General features: G+C 37.3%; 18 protein-coding genes. 13 read left to right on the plus strand and 5 right to left on the minus strand.

Going from position 1 to position 19,134, the window contains the following annotated elements; genetic code table 11:
• Positions 1–78: 78 nt before the first annotated feature.
• Positions 79–1,662, plus strand: a complete 1,584-nt coding sequence (locus AC13DP_RS10345) for an ArnT family glycosyltransferase (RefSeq protein ID WP_347405641.1) — start codon at positions 79–81, stop codon at positions 1,660–1,662.
• Positions 1,663–1,865: 203 nt separating this feature from the next.
• Here the strand turns inward: AC13DP_RS10345 and AC13DP_RS10350 are convergent, their stop codons facing one another.
• Positions 1,866–2,705, minus strand: a complete 840-nt coding sequence (locus AC13DP_RS10350) for a TlpA family protein disulfide reductase (protein ID WP_347405642.1) — start codon at positions 2,703–2,705, stop codon at positions 1,866–1,868.
• 215 nt (positions 2,706–2,920) lie between these two features.
• On the minus strand, positions 2,921–3,640 hold the full coding sequence (locus AC13DP_RS10355; RefSeq protein WP_347405643.1) for a VIT1/CCC1 transporter family protein: 720 nt from the start codon (positions 3,638–3,640) through the stop codon (positions 2,921–2,923).
• 325 nt (positions 3,641–3,965) lie between these two features.
• Between AC13DP_RS10355 and AC13DP_RS10360 the strand changes: the two genes are divergently transcribed.
• Complete coding sequence (locus tag AC13DP_RS10360) at positions 3,966–5,897, plus strand: glycoside hydrolase family 84 protein (protein WP_347405644.1); 1,932 nt, start codon at positions 3,966–3,968, stop codon at positions 5,895–5,897.
• Positions 5,898–6,099: 202 nt separating this feature from the next.
• Here AC13DP_RS10360 and AC13DP_RS10365 read toward each other — a convergent pair whose 3' ends face one another.
• The 3 genes from AC13DP_RS10365 to AC13DP_RS10375 form a co-directional block, all read right to left on the minus strand.
• Entirely contained in the window at positions 6,100–6,822 is a 723-nt protein-coding gene (locus AC13DP_RS10365; protein WP_347405645.1) for a hypothetical protein, read from the minus strand.
• Positions 6,823–6,865: 43 nt separating this feature from the next.
• The gene (locus AC13DP_RS10370) at positions 6,866–7,771 is read right to left on the minus strand and encodes a bifunctional metallophosphatase/5'-nucleotidase (RefSeq protein ID WP_347405646.1); all 906 of its coding nucleotides are present in this window, start codon (positions 7,769–7,771) and stop codon (positions 6,866–6,868) included.
• Positions 7,772–7,884: 113 nt separating this feature from the next.
• On the minus strand, positions 7,885–8,649 hold the full coding sequence (locus AC13DP_RS10375; RefSeq protein ID WP_483067749.1) for a 5'-nucleotidase C-terminal domain-containing protein: 765 nt from the start codon (positions 8,647–8,649) through the stop codon (positions 7,885–7,887).
• A gap of 250 nt (positions 8,650–8,899) precedes the next feature.
• Here AC13DP_RS10375 and AC13DP_RS10380 point away from each other — a divergent pair, with 250 nt between their 5' ends.
• The 11 genes from AC13DP_RS10380 to coaE all read left to right on the plus strand — a co-directional run bounded on the left by AC13DP_RS10380 (position 8,900) and on the right by coaE (position 19,091).
• Entirely contained in the window at positions 8,900–9,367 is a 468-nt protein-coding gene (locus AC13DP_RS10380; protein WP_148211742.1) for a DUF6913 domain-containing protein, read from the plus strand.
• A complete protein-coding gene (gene dapA, locus AC13DP_RS10385) occupies positions 9,368–10,258 on the plus strand; it encodes a 4-hydroxy-tetrahydrodipicolinate synthase (RefSeq protein WP_483067750.1) in 891 nt (296 codons plus the stop codon).
• 191 nt (positions 10,259–10,449) lie between these two features.
• Entirely contained in the window at positions 10,450–11,295 is an 846-nt protein-coding gene (locus AC13DP_RS10390) for an outer membrane protein assembly factor BamD (protein WP_013072660.1), read from the plus strand.
• Positions 11,296–11,305: 10 nt separating this feature from the next.
• Positions 11,306–11,638: a DNA-directed RNA polymerase subunit omega gene (locus AC13DP_RS10395; protein ID WP_013072659.1), complete on the plus strand. Its 333-nt coding sequence runs from the start codon at positions 11,306–11,308 to the stop codon at positions 11,636–11,638.
• A gap of 35 nt (positions 11,639–11,673) precedes the next feature.
• Positions 11,674–12,876, plus strand: coding sequence for a bifunctional phosphopantothenoylcysteine decarboxylase/phosphopantothenate--cysteine ligase CoaBC (coaBC, locus tag AC13DP_RS10400; protein WP_483067751.1), 1,203 nt, complete (start codon positions 11,674–11,676; stop codon positions 12,874–12,876).
• Positions 12,869–13,753, plus strand: a complete 885-nt coding sequence (porD, locus tag AC13DP_RS10405; protein ID WP_041578985.1) for a type IX secretion system protein PorD — start codon at positions 12,869–12,871, stop codon at positions 13,751–13,753. The genes coaBC and porD overlap by 8 nt, the downstream gene beginning before the upstream one ends.
• Before the next feature lie 73 nt (positions 13,754–13,826).
• Positions 13,827–15,482 (plus strand): DNA repair protein RecN, encoded by a 1,656-nt coding sequence (gene recN, locus AC13DP_RS10410; protein WP_272959000.1) that lies wholly within the window; start codon positions 13,827–13,829, stop codon positions 15,480–15,482.
• A gap of 78 nt (positions 15,483–15,560) precedes the next feature.
• The gene (locus AC13DP_RS10415; protein ID WP_013072655.1) at positions 15,561–16,388 is read left to right on the plus strand and encodes an enoyl-ACP reductase FabI; all 828 of its coding nucleotides are present in this window, start codon (positions 15,561–15,563) and stop codon (positions 16,386–16,388) included.
• A 145-nt stretch (positions 16,389–16,533) separates the two neighbouring features.
• Positions 16,534–17,541 (plus strand): glycosyltransferase family 2 protein, encoded by a 1,008-nt coding sequence (locus AC13DP_RS10420; protein WP_013072654.1) that lies wholly within the window; start codon positions 16,534–16,536, stop codon positions 17,539–17,541.
• Positions 17,534–18,490, plus strand: a complete 957-nt coding sequence (locus AC13DP_RS10425) for a CdaR family protein (RefSeq protein ID WP_347405649.1) — start codon at positions 17,534–17,536, stop codon at positions 18,488–18,490. Before AC13DP_RS10420 ends, AC13DP_RS10425 begins: the two co-directional genes overlap by 8 nt.
• Positions 18,456–19,091, plus strand: a complete 636-nt coding sequence (gene coaE, locus AC13DP_RS10430; RefSeq protein ID WP_483067752.1) for a dephospho-CoA kinase — start codon at positions 18,456–18,458, stop codon at positions 19,089–19,091. The genes AC13DP_RS10425 and coaE overlap by 35 nt, the downstream gene beginning before the upstream one ends.
• Positions 19,092–19,134 lie beyond the last annotated feature (43 nt).

The raw sequence follows: 19,134 nt of genomic DNA on the forward strand, positions 1-19,134 counted from the left end.
CAATGGCTAATAGTATCTTAATTCAATTTTAAGCAAAGCTTTAGATTTCGGGTTTAGTTTTGGACCAAATACTTATACATGGGTAGAAAGAGTATTGGTTATCTTTTTATTTTAATAGTTGGCTTATTACTGGCTATAGGGATACCGGGGTTTATGGAGAGTAGTGAAGCGAGGTATGCGGCAATTGGTTACGAGATGTTTTCTTCTGGCGATTACCTGCATCCCTATCTTTTAGGAATTTACCATTTTCATAAACCTCCTTTAACCTATATCATAACGGCCTTGGGATATTCGATTTTTGGAGTTAATGAATTTGGCGCTCGTTTCTTTTTAGTGGTAGCCTACGCTATACAGCTTTTATTGGTGTATAGGATCAATTTTTTACTTTTCGGGAATGCTAAACAGAGTAGGCTGGCGATGATTATTTATGCAGGATTTCCAATCGTTCTTATTTCTGTTCTTAACCTAACTACCGATGCTTATTTAAATACTTTTTTTATGGCAGCGGTATATTTTTATATCTGTTATTATCAAAAGAAAAACTATAGCAGCCTTTATTTGCTAGCCATTATGTTGGGATTGGGTGTTCTTACTAAAGGCCCCGTGGTCTTTCTTCCTTTTGGTATTTTTATAGTTTTATTTCAATCATTTCTAAAACCGAAATGGAAGTGGACCATACATCACTGGATGGCGCTGATCTTATGTGTTTTCATTTCGGTGAGTTGGTTTGCCTATATGGTGGGTACTGTCCCTAAATTATGGGAGTATTTTATTGGCTATCAATTAAAGGACAGAATATTTAATGCAGAAGTTTTTCATAGAGCCGAGCCGTTTTGGTATTATCTTATTTTAGCGCCCCTGCTTATTTTTCCTTATTCGGTTCCATTAATATTTGGAGTATTTAAAAACCGGGGAACCCGCAATGCCTTAGCTAAGGTTTTTATAGCTGGCGCTGTACTAATCATCTTTATATTCTCATTATTTTCTTCTAAACTGATCTTGTATATTTTACCTTCATCCTTGTTTTTCGCATCTTTTATTGCTTATAAGCTGAATACTCATCCCAAACAATTGCAACTTTTAATCCATACCATGACCTGGGAATTGTATATTTTAATAGGGGGTGGGGTGCTGTTTTTTTTATTTTCAGCACTATTTATCCCGGCAGCTCTATTAAGCGTATTTCTACTGGGATTTCTTTGTTGCAGGTTTAAAGGTAAAAAATGGTCTTTTGGAGTCCTTAATTTATGGTTTGTTCCTACTTTAATGGCCTTATTCGTTTGTTTCAGCTTAGCAATGCCTTCAAAGCTAAATTCTTATCGAGAGCTTTTTGGATGGATTTCGAAATCATATCCTTCACAGCGTATTTTGGTGATCTATGATCATCTCATTCCTTCGGCAGAGTTATATAGTAACAAAAAGGTGCTGACGATCCATGATCGACGTTTTCAATCTTTAAGGGAAATTCAGTTTGAGGATGTCGTTCCTGTTAATTACTACGACCTCAATAAAACTGAAGATCAACAGCGTGTAAGGAACTTTAATGATAATAAGGTGCTGTTTATGGTGAAAAAGAAAGATCTTAAGTTTGTACCTGCGTATCTTAGCGATCACTTTAAAAATCGTAAAGAGCGGAATGGCTGGTATTTTTATAGTAATTAGAATTTTTTCTGAACACTGAAGCTTACCTTAAAAAGGCATTCAATTTTAAGCAATGTTGATGTTATGGCTTGTTTTCTATAATGAGAGTTCGGAGTTAACCGTATCCTTCATCAATACATTTTCCAGAGTTTTGACGTTAATTAATAAGGCTTGCCAATATTAGGCAAGTCTTTATCAAATAGCTTTATTTCTTTAGAATTTGCTTAAGGAAGAGGAGGAGGTGGTGGAGGTATAGAATTTACTTCAAGTTCTTTATCCGGGTTTTTCATAAATTCCTTTACGTATGCAATCAAGTCTGATCCTTTACTAAGGACTTTTACGATTTTCCCAGATTTATTTACGACGATATGTGTTGGGTAAGCATTCAGTTTTAATGCTTCCTGGATTAGATCTTTTTGCTCTGGTAAAACCGCATAATTAAACTCTGTTTTTTCCAGAAACTTTTCTAAATCCTTTTTTTCATCTAAAGCCAGGCTTATAAATTGAATATTTTCATTTTCATAGCGATCAACCAGTTTATTTAATTCTGGCATTTCTTTTATACATGCTTTACAATTAATAAACCAAGTTTTAAGTACAGTTGTTTTTCCAATCAAATTATTTTGGTCGATTACATCACCTTCCATATCCTTTGCCTTGAATTCGGGAAAAGGTTTGCCTGCCATTAAATAGAACTGAAACTCTGATTTAGCTAGATTTTTTATAATTTGACTTATTTCATTTTTTGACTGCGTCGGGATAGCATACAATTTATAAGTTTTTAAGCTATCGCTTTCCATTTCTATAGGAACAAAGTTTCCAGACGTAAGTTCCCATAAGAATTTTCCTTTAGGAATAACGTTAAAGCTTGTATCTATCGGTTCGAAATCTGATGAAAGCGAAATACGATTATATTGATAGGTCCACCATTTGTCTTGATTAGATAATAATTCATCTACCATAACAACAGGTTTTAGTTCATCTTCATCCGTTTTCTGATCAGGATTTTTTTTACAGGCATAAAATGTGGATAAGAAGAGTAGTATGTAATAGTAATTTTTCATAGAAATCTAATTTTGGTTCAAAGGATGCATAATTCGTTATGGTATTATAAATATAGTTTTTTAAGGATCAGTCTTGGGATCATAACATCGGTTTTGGCCGTCCTGCATATCTTAGCGATCATTTTAAAAATCGTAAAGAGCGGAATGGCTGGTATTTTTATAGTAATTAGAATTTTTTCTGAACACTGAAACTTACCTTAAAAGGGCATTCAATTTTAAGCAATATTGATGTTAAATAAATGTCCTATAAGCGCCGTAATGCCCATGGCAATAGTGCCCCATAAGGTAATACGGGCAATAGCTTTTGTGATCTTAGAGCCTCCTGTTTTAGCCGAGACACTGCCCAAAATAATCAGGAAAATAATCGAGAAACCATACAGTGAATATTCCATGTTTTTTAAAGGCAGAAAAAGAACCACCAAAAAAGGAAGAAGACCGCCAACTGTAAAAGCAGCTCCCGATGCCAAGGCCGCTTGTAGTGGGTTAGCTTTGCTTACTTCGGTGATGCCCAGTTCATCTCGAACATGTGTTCCAAGAGCATCATATTCGGTTAATTCTTTAGCCACCTGGAGCGCGGTAGCTTTCTTTAATCCTCTTTTAATATAAATCGCTGTTAGCATTTCTAATTCCAGGTTGGGAGTTTCTATCAGTTCTCTTTTTTCACGCTCTATATCGGCATTTTCAATATCTGTTTGTGAACTTACAGAAACATATTCACCGGCGGCCATAGACAGTGCTCCTGCAACAAGTCCCGCAAGTGTTGCCAGGATAATTGGTTCGCGGGTAGCACTGGCAGCCGTAATTCCTATGGCAATACTTGCGGTAGATAAAATACCATCGTTTGCTCCAAGTACAGCAGCCCTAAGCCAGTTGCTTCGATGTATGTAATGTGGCGCTAAATAATCTTCTAATTGTTCTGGTTTTTTATTGCTCATCTTTATAAATGGAAAAATACTAATACGCTATGATCACTATTATGTAAAAGTAGTTGAAATCTATGTTCTATACAATGATTAGATCTTTCTAATTTTATAATCATAATGTTACGAGCTTCCCTATGCCTACCATAGCGGGGTAATAACCCGTGGTATAGGATTCTTGAGTAAATTTATTTATATAAGATTTTTTGTAATGGTAAGAAATGAAAGGTTTGTAATGATGCTTAAATTAAATACCTTGTTAGCGCTACTGTTTTTTAAGATTTCTAAAGAATCCAGCAGTATAAAAAGTTATTTTAATAACCACTAATTTCCAAAACACATGCGCAGCCTGTTAAACAGCTTGATCTGGATTATTGTAAGCTTTAATTGCTGTTTCGCTCAGCACCATCAATCAAAACCATTCTATAAACCGCTTATTTTTCCGGAACCGGTATCCCTTCAAGTAACCCGGGGAGCCTTTGTAATTACTCCTTCAGTCACTTTGGTAGCCCCCTCAAAGAATGTAAGTTTGGAAATTGAAGAATTGCTTAAAGCTGCTTTAAAAAAATCAGGAGTTCAGTCTGTAAAATCAGTACAGGAAATTCCTAAGGAATTAAATCATACCTATATCGTATTTGGCTTAAAAGATTCGAAATTAATTCAGCAGGCTTTAGAAAGAAGTAATGCGGTAGTGCCAGATAAAAAAGAAGCCTATGCCGTTTCCGGAATTTCCACAGGGGATGGAGAACTTATTACTTTAGCCGGGAAGGATAACGATGGCCTGTTCTATGCTGCACAAACCTTTATTCAGCTCACCAAACAGGAGTCGGTTTCAAATTTTGTCATTCAGGATTATCCGGCAATGCCAATTCGAGGAACTATCGAAGGTTTTTATGGGAAACCCTGGTCGATGGAAAGCAGGCAGGCACATTTAAAATTTCTAGGCAGTGTAAAAGCAAATACTTATGTCTACAGCCCAAAAGATGATCCTTATGCCAGGGCAGAATGGCGAGAAGACTATCCAAAAGAGACCCTAAAGGAATTGTCTGCACTGGTTGAAGTTGCCAAAAATAATCATGTGAATTTTGTTTATGCAATCTCTCCGGGCCCCACAATTTGCTTCTCTGATCCCGCAGATCTTGACGCTTTAAAGCGAAAGTTTGAAGAATTATATACCATTGGAGTTAAGAATTTTTATGTAGCCCTTGATGATATTGAATATACCCAATGGAATTGTGATAAAGATGAAGCTCATTATGGTGAATCAGGAAAAAAGGCCGCGGGAATTGCGCAATCTGAACTTCTTAATAAATTACAGGCGATTTTAGACGAACTGGATCCTAATATGAGTCCGTTAATCATGGTGCCTACAGAATATTATGATGCCAAAGAAAGTGACTATAAAAATGCGTTAATTGAAAATTTAGATCCTAAGATTGTTGTGCAATGGACGGGAACCGATGTGGTGCCTCCCTCCATTTCCAATAACGATGCTGGTAAGGCTGCTAAGGCATTTGGTAGAAAAACCTTGTTGTGGGATAATTATCCGGTAAACGATTACGGGCAAACAAAAGGAAGGTTATTAATGGCGCCTTATCGTTATCGGGAGGCCGGATTATCTAAGGAACTATCAGGAATTTTATCGAATCCTATGAATCAGGAAATGCCGAGTAGGATTGCGGTTACTGGCGTAGCCTCTTTTGCATGGAATGATAGGGCTTACGACCCAGATTTGATCTGGTATATGGCAGCCAGAAATCTGGCGAATGGAGATAAAAAAGCAACCCAGGCATTAATAAAGTTCTTTGATACCCAACATTTAGCGCCTACTTTTGGTAGCCAGCCCTGGCAGGAACAGGCCCCCCGGTTAAAAGCTTTACTTGATAAAGTAAAAAAAGAAATTGCCTTTGGCGATACCGCTTCCAGGAAAAAAGTGATTACCGAATTGAAAACTTATGCAGAGGAATTTAAAAATGCCCCGGCAATTATCCGCTCGGCGGTAGATCCTGTTTTTATAGAAGAAACTAAGCCCTGGCTAGAGGCCATGGAATTGTGGGGAGAATCGTTATTGCTAACTGCAGAAGGACTACAGGTAGCAATGAATAGTAATACAAAAGCTAAAAATCTTTTTGAAAAGGCCGCAGAATTCGCAGAAAGAGCAACCGAAATTAAAAGTATTCCCGGAGCCACAAGATTCGATGGAAAAATAAAAATAGCTGATGGGGTTTTGGATGTGTTTATTAAAAATGCCCCAGGGCTTATTACATTTTAATTTTCGGTATCCCAAAAACAATAAAAGCCATTCGAATTCCAGGATTTGAGTGGTTTATCCCAGCACTTTTAGAGCGTCCAGGTGTTGCCGGTTATTCCCAAATTGGCGTGATTTTAATCCCTCATTGAGGGGTTATTTCCCCGGGGTTCTAGATTTTTATTTTTAAAAATCAGGTTTGGGATTTTCAGGGAGATGCTAAATACTACTTTAAGAATTTTTGGTGACCTATTTGATAAATTCTTCCCCGGGCATCATAAGCAATACTTAAATCACCAATCTGCTCTATCCTATTACTTAGATTGTAATCGATACGCAATTTTCCAATTTTTTCAACACGGTAGTGTAAATCATATTCAATAGCGGTTTCCCCAATTTTATCTATTTGATTTCGGAAATTATAGGAAATGTTTTGGTTGCCGATTTTATCTATTTGGTTTCGTAAATTATATTCGATTTTTAAGTTTCCTACCCGATCGATTTTGCCTTTAAGATTATAGGAAATTTCATAAGTGCCTATCTTATCGATCTTGTTTTTAAAATTATACTCCACAGGAGCAGTACCAATTTTATCTATTTGATCTTTAAAGTTATAATTGATCGTATAGCCGTTAAAATAAGAGATTTCACTATTTGCGTTCAATTCAAAATTATTGTGAAGGCTTTTCGGTAAGCTTTCCTGTAGCTTAAGATAGCTGCATTTTTCCTCAAGCAAAAGTACCGGCTCATGGTTTAAACCTACGGTAATAGGTATATCTTTTATGAGTTCCAAATAAGCGATTTTTCCTTTGGGATTAAGAATGATGTGATCTACCTGAAAAAGAATACTACCGTCTAATTGCAATACCACGCCAACTTGTTGCGCGCATGCAGATCGTGGGAAGACGAGAAAATAAAGAAATAGGAAGGCGTAGAGATAATGTTTCATGTTCGCTTTTTGATTGATAGAAAAACGGAAACAAAATTTATGCCTAAACTTCTACACTTTGGCCGTTCCCAGACACCGGTTTCCTCCCGTTTAGGTAAAAATCAATTCGACCAAGATAAAGTCCGTAGCATCCAACCTGGTTAATCATTACATTTTTATCTGCTTTGTTTTTTACGATTGTAGGTTCGTCTAAAAAAGTATGCGTATGCCCGCCAATAATAAGGTCAATATTCTCGGTTTTTGCCGCTAATTTATGATCGTCTACTTTTTCGCTGTCGTATTGATACCCTAAATGAGAAAGACAAATGACCAGGTCACAGTTCTCTTCATGCTTTAGAGCATGGCTCATATCCGTGGCCCTTTCAACAGGATCCAGATATCTTGTTTCTTTATAAAGTTTATCGTTAACCAAACCTTTTAATTCGATTCCAATGCCAAACACTCCAATTCTAACTCCGTTTTTGGTAAAAACCTTATAAGGTTTGGTGTGGCCATCCATAATGGTATTGCTGAAATCGTAATTAGAAATCAAAAAATCGAAATCGGCATGAGGAAGTTGCGCATACAGGCCATCGATGCCATTATCAAAATCGTGATTCCCTAAAGTTGAAGCATCATACTTGAGCTTGCTCATTAATTTAAATTCCAACTCTCCACCATAAAAATTAAAATAAGGAGTACCCTGAAAAATATCTCCTGCATCCAGTAAAAGTGTATTGGGATTTTCTTTTCTGATCTTTTCAATAAGTACTGCTCTTTTAGCCACCCCACCCATATTTGGATTTTTGTAATGGTCTGGGCCAAAAGCTTCAATATGGCTGTGCACATCGTTAGTATGCAAGATCGTAATATGTTTTGGAGCTTCAGAAAAACCAAGGGAAGATAATCCGCCTAATCCTACAAATGCTGAGGCTGCCGAGCTTTGCTGAATAAAATTTCTTCTTTTCATTCGAATAAATTCAGGTTAAGAATTTGTTTTTTAATCTTTTAAAGGTGCTGTAAAGAAACCGACTGGCGGTACATATTCATTCCCTTTTTTAAATCCCTCCATAGGAGGTACCGCTATTCTTTAATAAATCTATCGTCTCGTTGCGATTTTATAGTATCGGTTTTTTGGAAATAATCGATAATCGCATTCCTAAGTTTATAATCGATATCATATAAATTTACCGGGTTGTTAAAAAAGTTCATGCTATCACCCCCCTGTTGTAAATAGTCTGATGTGGCTACAAAATAATTTTGGTCGGGCTGTATCGGTTTTCCGTTGATCCTGGCACTAATCACTTTAAAACTTTTATCCATTTTTATCTGGATGCCACTTACAGGATGTGCCGATTTACTTTTTTCAAGGTAGTGAAGTAATTGTGCAACTTTCGCTCCGCTTAATTCAGCAATGACGATTTGATTTTCAAAAGGCATCATATTATAGGCATCGCGAATGGTCACCGCTCCTTTGTTTAATTCAGATCGTATTCCGCCGTAATTCAGTAACACAAAATCGATATTGTTTCCGGTCCGGCTTTTAAACACCGGATTCGCCTGTTCCATCACGATATCAGCCATTAAATTACCAATTCCGGTATTCATACCTTTTTCACCTTTGCTTAAAACATGCGGATTATACGCTAAAGTACTATCCAGTGTTTTATTTAGATGTTCCTTAAAAGGAGCAATAAACTCTTCAATTTCGGGATCCCCGTTAATGGTACTATCGATCGCTATTTCTTTTCCTTCAACAGTTTTTTGGGAAACTTCAGTATCCAATTTGCAGGAAATAAGACTTAAAAAGCAAAAGAGGAGAGGAAGCTGTTGAATCAGTTTTTTCATAATACATAAATTGCAGTGCAAAGGTACGCAGATAAAAAAAGTAGGCTTAATTTCTTCGGAATAAATTGAGGTCGAATCCAATATTATGTAATTATTGTAACAAAAAAAACAAACCTGTTAAATATGAAAACTCAGCTTAAGATTGGTGGCTTGGAGCTAGTAAATTTCTATGTGAAATTATTTACATTTGCTGGCCAATATCACCACAGTGTTTAAGAATTTTAAATATTTATTAGCTGAAAAAAAGCTTTTGAAACAGAATTCGGAAGTTTCAGTTGAAAAAAATGAGAAATTCATTACGAAAGTGGGGTTGGTAACCACCGCTGAAGCTTTTGAAACCGTCAAACCGCTTTTAAAACTTCAGCAAGAGTTAAAAATTGCGAAAGGCGATTTTAAAGTTCTTGTTTGTACTGCAAAACCAGCTGCTGTGGAAGATGAACGAGCGATTTTTTTCGCGCCTTCAGAAATAAAAGCAGGTGGAAACATCGAAAATGAAGCTGTTCAGGATTTTTTTAAATTGAAATTCAATGTGTTTATCGCTTTTTCCGGAAACGAAAACCGACTAAAAAACCTGGTCTTTAAATGTGCAAAATCGGTTATAAAGATCGATCATAAAAGAGAAAGTCAAGAAGCCGACCTTATGATCGAAACAGCAGATGTACATGCATACCAACAGGAAATCCTGAAATACTTAAAAAAACTAAAACAAATACGATAAATGAGCGCGTTTGTAGGCACGGGAGTAGCTTTGGTGACTCCGTTTAAAGATGATTTAAGCATAGATTTTGAAGCTTTAGAACGATTGGTAGAAGATCAAATCGTTAATGGCATTGATTATCTTGTGGTTTTGGGTACTACAGGAGAATATTCTACGCTTAATAAGCAGGAGAAAGAGCAGGTGATCGATTGTATCGTAAAGGCTAATAATAATCGTCTTCCTTTGGTCTTAGGGATTGGAGGGAATAATACCATGGCAGTAGTAGAGCAGGTGAAAACTACAGATCTTTCCGCTTTTCAAGCCGTATTATCGGTTTCTCCATATTATAATAAACCCTCTCAGGAAGGGATTTTTCAACATTTTAAATTAGTAGCTCAGGCTTCACCGCTTCCTATTATTTTATACAATGTTCCCGGGAGAACAAGTTCTAATATTTTACCGGAAACGATAGCCAGGATTGCCAGGGAATGTGATAACGTAATTGGCGTAAAAGAAGCTGCAGGAGATATCGTGCAGGCCATGAAATTAATGAGCTTGGTGCCTAAAGATTTTAAGGTGATTTCTGGCGACGATATGATTACCTTACCAATGACCCTCGCCGGTGGGGCTGGTGTGATCTCTGTAATTGGGCAGGGCTTCCCCGCAGCATTCTCGCAAATGGTGAAACTGGGATTAGAAGGAAAGGCTAAAGAAGCCTATCAATTTCATTATAAAATAGCACCTTCAATCGATTTAATTTTTGCCGAAGGAAATCCGGTAGGGATCAAATCCTTATTGGAGAAAAAAGGAATCTGTTCTAAGAACGTAAGACTTCCCTTAGTGAATGCCTCAGAAGTATTACAGGCGAAGATCGGCGATTTTGTAAATGATTTTCATGCTGAGGTAGTGTAACTAAAACTTTATAAATTAAAATTTTGATTAGGATAAGCTGCTTACGAGCAGCTTTTTTACGTTTTACAGGGATAAAATTTTTTCCGAAGAAAAATAAACCTCGCTTAGGTATAATAAATAAAGGCTTTTGCTGTTATTGTTGTACAAGCGGAAAGTTTTTTTTATAATTCCAAAAACTGTACTTTTGCAAGATGTTTTTACAAATGATGAAAAAAGGATTACTTCTATTAGGTTTACTTTTTGTACTTCAGTCCTGTGGTGACTACCAAAAGGTGTTAAAAAGCGACAACGCGGGTGACAAATACACCTTTGCGGAAAATCTGTATAACGAAGCTAAAGCTGAAGATAGTAAACGAAAATATAGAAAGGCGATTCGTCTCTTCGAACAAATTTTACCGCAGTATCGCGGCAAGCCCCAGGGAGAAAAGCTAAGTTATCTTTTTGCAGATTCGTATTACCAGGTAGGAGATTATTATTTATCCAGTTTTGAGTTTGAGCGCTTTGTGCAATCATATCCTAATAGTGATAAAGTAGAGGAAGCCTCTTTTAAATCGGCTAAAAGCTATTACGAAGAATCACCTCGTTTCGATTTAGATCAAACAGATACGAATAAAGCGATCGAAGCCTTACAAAGTTACCTTAACCGCTATCCTGAGGGAGAGTATGCCGAGGAAGCCAACTTAATGGCGACAGAATTACGATTAAAATTAGAGAAAAAAGCATTTGAGATTGCAAAGCAATATTGGAGAATTGGGGGGAATTATCGTGAAGGAAACTTTACCGCAGCAATTACCTCTTTCAACAATTTTATAGCAGATTATCCGGGAACACCTTATCGTGAGGAAGCGTTTTACCTAAGATTTGATGCAGCTTATTCTTATGCAATAAACAGTTATAGAAATTTAATGCAGGAACGTTTACAGGCGGCCCTTGAATACTACCAGGCGTACAAGAAAAGTTACCCTGAAGGAGAGTATATGGCTAATGTAGACGAATCCTACCAGGATATACAAGCAAGGTTGAAAACTTTTAATTAGTTTAAGGAAAATGGATATTAAAAAAACGGAAGCAGCGGTTAACACCACTACGCTCGACAAGAACCAGATTGATGCGCCTACCGATAATATTTACGAGGCAATTTCGATTATCGCTAAAAGAGCTAACCAGATCAATACTGAGATCAAGAAGGAGCTACTTGAAAAACTGGATGAGTTTGCAACTTACAACGATAGTTTAGATGAGATTTTTGAAAACAAAGAACAGATCGAAGTTTCCAAGTTTTACGAAAGATTACCTAAACCACATGCGTTAGCAGTAGAAGAGTGGTTAAACGATAAGATCTATTATCGTAACACCAAAGAATCTGAGGAGACCATCTAAGCGTTTTATAAGCGATTTAATAGATTCTAAAGAATATGTCTGTACTACGGGGTAAAAAAATACTTTTGGGTATTACCGGCGGTATTGCCGCCTATAAAACCGCCTCGTTAGTTCGACTTTTCATTAAGGCCGGCGCCCAAGTCCGTGTGGTGATGACGCCGGCTGCAAAAGATTTTATCACTCCCCTTACCCTTTCTACATTATCCAAAAACGAAGTCTATTCTTCTTTTACCGAGGAGGAAGGCGAATTATGGAACAATCATGTAGAACTGGGTTTATGGGCAGATATTATGCTTATAGCTCCGGCTACGGCCAATACACTTTCTAAAATGGCGGCCGGTAATAGCGATAACTTCTTGCTGGCTACTTATGTTTCAGCTAAATGTCCGGTTTATTTTGCTCCGGCAATGGATCTGGACATGTATAAGCATCCCTCCACAAAAAATAACTTTGAAACTTTAAAGAGCTTCGGAAATTTTATGATTCCCGCCGGCACCGGAGAACTTGCCAGTGGCTTAAGCGGGGAAGGAAGAATGGCCGAGCCAGAAGAAATTTTTCAGTTTTTAGAAGATCATCTGTCTGCGTTTTTACCGCTAAAAGGAAAACAAATGATGATCACTGCAGGACCTACCTATGAGGCGATAGACCCCGTGCGTTTTATCGGTAATCACAGTAGTGGTAAAATGGGCTATGAGATTGCCCGGGCGGCAGCCAACTTAGGTGCTAAGGTCATTTTAATTTCTGGTCCCACGCATTTGCAGATTTCTGAAGATCATATCCATCTTATCAAGGTGGTAAGTGCCCAGGAGATGTACGATGCCGCCATGGCTCATTTTGAAAAAGCAGATGTGGTAATCGCTGCAGCAGCGGTAGCCGATTATAAACCTGAAACCATAGCCGATCAAAAAATTAAGAAAGCCGACGAGACTTTAACAATCCGCCTAACCAAAACTCAGGATATTTTGCGTTCTTTAGGGGAGCGCAAGCGGCAGCAAAAATTGATTGGTTTTGCATTAGAGACCAATAATGAACTGGAAAATGCCAGGGCGAAGCTCCAAAAAAAGAATCTTGATTTTGTAGTGCTCAATTCTCTTCAGGATAAAGGAGCCGGATTTCAAAACGATACCAACAAAGTAAGTTTTGTTTTTCAGGATGAAGTGAAATCTTTTGGCTTAAAACCAAAATCAGAAGTAGCTGTTGATATCCTAAACGAAATAATTAATCTGTTTGATGAATAGAATAATCGTTATAGTAGTGCTTCTTTTTTGCTTTCATACGAAAGCACAGGAGCTTAATTGCGATGTACAGATTAATGCCGAGCAAACCGGACAGACCAATCTTAGCGTTTTTAAAACTTTAAAAAACTCGCTTCAGGAATTTATTAACAGCAATAGCTGGACGGGTAGGGAATTGCCGCCAGAGCAGCGTATTAATTGTAGTATGTTTATTACGGTTAGCGCCCTGGATGGTGAAAATTTTGCTGCCACCATTCAGGTGCAATCTTCGCGGCCTGTATTTGGATCTGATATGGTCACACCGGTTTTTAATTATAATGACGAGGATTTTAATTTCTCGTACCGCGAATATCAACCCTTAAATTATAATCAGAATTCGTACAGTTCTAACCTGGTTTCGGTAGTTAGTTTTTATGTATATACTATCTTAGGACTGGACGCCGATTCCTTTCAGCAAAACGGGGGAACGCCTTTTTTTGAAGAAGCCAAACAAATTGTAACGGTAGCCCAGCAAAGTAACAGTGCGGGATGGCAGCCCAGCGGTAATACAAGATCAAGGTTTAGGCTTAATGCCGATTTACTTTCTAACTCCTTCCAGGGATACCGTGATGCGTTGTATACCTATCATCGCAAAGGCCTGGATGTGATGCATGATAATGTTTCAGACGGAAAACAAGCGATAGCAGTAGCACTTGAAAAATTGCGGGAAATGAATTCGGTTAGAAGGAATTCACTGTTATTACGGGTATTTTTTGATGCTAAATCCGATGAAATTATCGATGTGTTTACCGGTGGTCCCGATGTTGGTACACGTGGCCTTACTCAAAAACTGAATAGTATGGCGCCTGGTTACGCACGCAAGTGGCGACAAATCCAGTAATTATAATTCTTTTTTAAGGTAGTTGATTTGCGCCAAATTCTCCCTTATATTTAGCCTTAAATTCTAAGAAAAATTGCTTACATCTTTATCTATTAAAAATTACGCGTTGATCGAAGATATCAACATGAGTTTAAAGCCTGGGTTCACCATTATTACCGGAGAAACCGGGGCAGGTAAATCTATTATGCTTGGTGCCTTAGGTTTGCTTTTGGGAAATCGAGCCGATTATAGTTCGATTAAAAATCCGGATAAAAAATGTGTGATAGAAGGTGTTTTTGATATTTCGAACTATGGTCTTACCAATTTTTTTGAAAAAGAAGATCTGGATTATGAGCCAAAAACCATTATAAGAAGAGAGATTTTAGCTTCGGGAAAATCCCGTGCATTTGTAAATGACACTCCCGTTACCCTGGCTAGTTTAAATAATCTTGGTAATTATTTAATCGATATTCACAGCCAACATGAAACCTTAAGTTTGGGAAATAATGATTATCAGTTTCAGGTAATCGATACCATTGCCGATAATGAGTCGCTGAATTTAGAATATCGTGAAGCTTTAAAAGCGCTGAGGAGCTTACAAAAAAGAGAAGAGGTTTTAAAAGAAGAGCAGGCACAGGCAACGAAAGAGTATGACTATAACGTATTTTTGCTGAATGAGCTTAATGAAGCAAAATTGCAACCCGGAATGCTCGAAGACCTGGAGACACGCTATGAAGAGCTTAATAATGTTGAAGAACTTACCGAGCAATTAAATTCGGCCATCAATTATATTTCTCAGGAAGAAATTGGCAGTCTAAGTACCTTAAAAGAGGTTCGAAATAATTTATCTAAAATTTCCCGATTTTCAGCTACCTATGAAAGTTTACACGAACGTGTACAAAGTGTGATTATCGAACTGGATGATATTCATACAGAGCTGGAAGCCGCACTGGAAAATACAGAAGCCGATCCTCAGGAGCTTGAAAAGACTAACGACAAGCTTCAGCAAATCTATAATCTTCAGAAAAAGCATAATGTGCTGGAAATCGAAGAATTACTTGCTATTGGTGAAGATTTAAGGAAGCAGGTTGCGGTGAGTGAGAATGCAGACGAAGCTTTAGCTGAAATTGCCTCGGCAATAGAAAAACAACGTGAAAAATTACGGACTATCGCTAAAAAGCTCCACACCCGGCGTGAAAAGATCATTCCTTCATTCGTCAAAGAAACAGAAGCTATTTTAAGCGGATTGGGAATGCCAAATGCGCGGTTAAAGATTAGTTTAGAACAGGGAGAGAAGTTTTTTGCTAACGGTAACGATACTTTAGGCTGGTATTTAGCGGCTAATAAAGGAGGAAGCTTTAAAGAAATACGTAAAGCAGCCTCTGGAGGTGAATTATCCCGAATTATGTTGGCGGTAAAAAGTATTTTGGCCGCCCAAAGTAACCTGCCAACGATCATTTTTGATGAGATCGATACCGGTGTTTCGGGTGATATTGCACAAAAAATGGGAGAGATTTTGCAGAAAATGGGGCATAGTATGCAGGTGCTTGCCATTACCCATTTACCGCAAATTGCCGGGAAGGGAACTGCCCACTTTAAGATATTTAAAGAAGATACGGGGGCGGTTACCAGTACAAAAATTAAACAATTAGAGCGGGAAGAACGTATAGATGAATTGGCGATGATGCTTGGTGGAAACACCATTAGCGAGTCGGCCAGGGCACATGCCGTATCCCTGCTCGAGAATTAATAGATTTTAAAAAATATACGGCTGTATTGAATTTTACTATCTTTACCGGCTGAAAAGAATCTAAAAACAAATTTCGACATGTCATATAACCTTTTAAAAGGAAAAAAAGGAATCATTTTCGGGGCATTAGATGAGAATTCTATTGCATGGAAAACCGCTGTGAAAGCGCACGAAGAAGGTGCTGAAATTGTACTTACCAACGCGCCAATAGCCATGAGAATGGGAAGTATTAAAACTTTAGCCGAGCAAATTGGTGCTGAAATTGTTCCTGCAGATGCTACAAAAGTTGAAGATTTAGAAAATCTTGTAGACAAAGCTACAGAAATCCTTGGAGGCAAGATCGATTTTGTACTTCACTCTATCGGGATGTCTGTAAACGTAAGAAAAGGAAAGCACTATACAGATCAAAATTATGACTGGACAGCAAAAGGTTGGGATGTATCTGCGGTTTCTTTCCATAAAACCATGCAGGCACTTTACCAAAAAGATGCCATGAGTGAATGGGGGAGTATTGTAGCACTTTCGTATATGGCAGCGCAACGCGTATTCCCAGATTATAACGATATGGCTGATAATAAGGCGTATTTGGAAAGTATAGCACGTAGTTTTGGTTATTTCTTCGGGAAAGAAAAAAAGGTTCGAGTTAATACCATTTCTCAATCCCCAACACCAACTACTGCCGGGCAGGGGGTAAAAGGTTTTGACGGTTTTATTGCGTATGCAGATAAAATGTCTCCACTGGGTAATGCTACCGCTCAGGATTGTGCCGATTATACCATCACCCTGTTCTCTGATCTTACTAAAAAAGTTACCTTACAAAACTTATATCACGACGGAGGGTTCTCTAACGTAGGCGTTAGCCAGGAAGTTATGGAAGCATTTGTTGAGAAAGAAAGCGAAAAATAATTTTTGCTGAACTTAAAAACTGAATTTATCTTCTAAAAAGTATGGCTGGCAGATCGTTAAGCTTAACTTAATTTAGGGTAAATTCAGTTTTTCTTTTTTAAATTCACTTCTAAATAGCGATAGCAAAGCTGTTATTCTTCTTAAAATGAATAGAGCATATTCCTTTATTGTTCCTGTTTATAATCGTCCTGAAGAGACCCGGGAACTGCTACAAAGTATGGTAGCTTTAAAATTTAGCCGAAAATTTGAGGTGGTGATTATAGAAGATGGTTCTAGCCGCACTTCAGAAGATGTAGTAAAAGAATTTAGTGAGCAATTACAAATAAGTTATTATTTTAAAGATAATTCGGGTCCCGGGAAATCCCGTAATTATGGGATGCAAAGGGCTAAAGGAAATTATTTTTTAATTTTAGACAGTGATGTGATTCTACCGGCAGATTATTTGCAACAGGTAGATAAGTCTTTAGATAACGAATATTGCGATTGTTTTGGCGGTCCCGATGGTGCACATAAAACCTTTAGCGATATTCAAAAGGCGATCGATTTTAGTATGACCTCATTTTTAACTACCGGAGGAATTCGTGGGGGTAAAAATGCGGTAAGTAAATTTCAGCCCAGAAGTTTTAATATGGGACTTTCTAAAGAAGCTTTTGAAGCAACAGGAGGATTTGGAAATATCCATCCCGGTGAAGACCCGGATCTTTCCTTACGTTTGGAAAAGTTAAATTTTAAAACATGTTTAATTTCTAAAGCAATCGTATTTCATAAAAGAAGGATCGATTGGGAGAAATTTTATGATCAGGTACATAAATTTGGGCTTACACGGCCAATTTTAAACAAGTGGCATAAAGGAAGTGGAAAGATTACGTATTGGTTTCCCTCTCTTTTTATAATAGCTTTTGTAATTTCGGTTCTCGCTATTCGTATAGGGATCTGGTGGATGCTGGGATTATTTATAGTATACTTTCTAGTCTTGTTTTTATTGGCGGTAGTTAAAACAAAAAGTGCCAGGATTGGTTTTTTGGCAATAATAGCCACCCTTATTCAATTTTTTGGGTATGGATATGGTTTTCTAAAATCCTCTTGGACAATGTTAATTTTAAAAGCAAATCCGGAAGAAGCTTATCCGGGATTATTTTTTAAGGATGCGTAGTTACGGTAACATAGGTGGAAAAAAAATTAAAAAGGCTAACGTACAGGTGTTTGGTTTTTTCTTAATATTTTCTGCTATTCTTTGGGTATTGGTACAACTTTCTAAAGAATATAATCGTACGGTGGAAATTCCGCTTACGTATATTAATACGCCTATGGATAAAACCTTGCAGGATGCCCCTAAAACACTGCGTTTTAATTTAGATGCCAAAGGCTTTTTATTGATCTGGAAATACGAGTTCTTTAAACCTGTACTAACGATCGATTTAAAAAACACCAAAGACAATGGGGCACAACTGGTGTACAATATTAGGGATCATCGAAGTTCGATCGAAAATCAATTGAATATCGATTTTGAAGATACCAATTTTTTAAAAGATGATATAGTGATCGATTTTCAGCCCCGTAAAGAAAAAAGAGTACTTGTAATCCCAAAGACAAAACTTAACTATGATGTAGGTTTTTCAGCGGTAAACAGGGTGCAGTTATCACCGGATAGTATTACCGTTAGCGGAGCCAAAAACATAATAGATACACTAAGCAGTGTGTCTACGAACCTGATAAGCCTTAGCAATATAAGTAAAGATATTTCTGGTACTATAGCAATTGATACTACTAATCTGGGGATGCTTAATTTTTACAGAAACACCGTAAATTATACTCAGAAAGTAGCAAAGTTTACAGAAGGGAATGTTGAAATACCGGTGGAAGTAATCAATGTACCGCGTGGCACAAACCTTACTATTTTTCCAAAAAAAGTAATGATATATTATCAGGTAAACCTTAAGAACTATGAGTTTGTAAAAGCTGATCAATTTAAAGTGGTTTGTGATTTTGATGAAATTCAGGATGGCGTGGACTATATGCTCGCACAAATTAGCGAACAACCCCGTTTTGTAAATAACGTTCGTTTAAATGAACGTAAAATACAATTTATCATTAAACGATAATCCAAAAATGATTAAAGTAGGCCTTACCGGAGGAATAGGAAGTGGAAAGACGACTATTTCTAAAATGTTTAGAGAATTGGAAGTGCCTGTTTATATCGCAGACGATGCAGGGAAGGAGTTGATGGATACTTCAGCTGAAATCCGCCATCAAATCATTCGCTTATTAGGCGAGGAATCTTATCAGGATAACCTCCCCAATCGTTCTTTTATCGCTTCAAAAGTTTTTCAGGATAAAAAATTACTTGAGGAACTAAATGGCATCATTCATCCAGCCGTGGCCCGGCATTATGAGCAATGGCTTGCTAAGCAATCTGCAGTTTATATTATTTATGAGGCCGCTATTTTATTTGAAAAAGGATCCCATAAAAACTTTGACTATACCATTTTGGTTACTGCGCCAAAAGAAATCCGGATTCAAAGGGTGTTAAAACGCGATCATACCTCTCGCGAGCAAATCGAGGCTCGAATGAATAATCAGTGGGGTGACGACAAGAAAAAACACCTGGCCGATTTTATAATAAAAAATAAAGAAATCGAGGATTCCAGGCAACAAGTTATATATATAAACGAGATTATCTTAAAGTCGGCTAAAAATTCTTAATATCTCTGTTAACATTTGGTTAAACCGGAGAGGCTCTAAATGT

This window comes from Zunongwangia sp. L-65 (assembly GCF_056859415.1).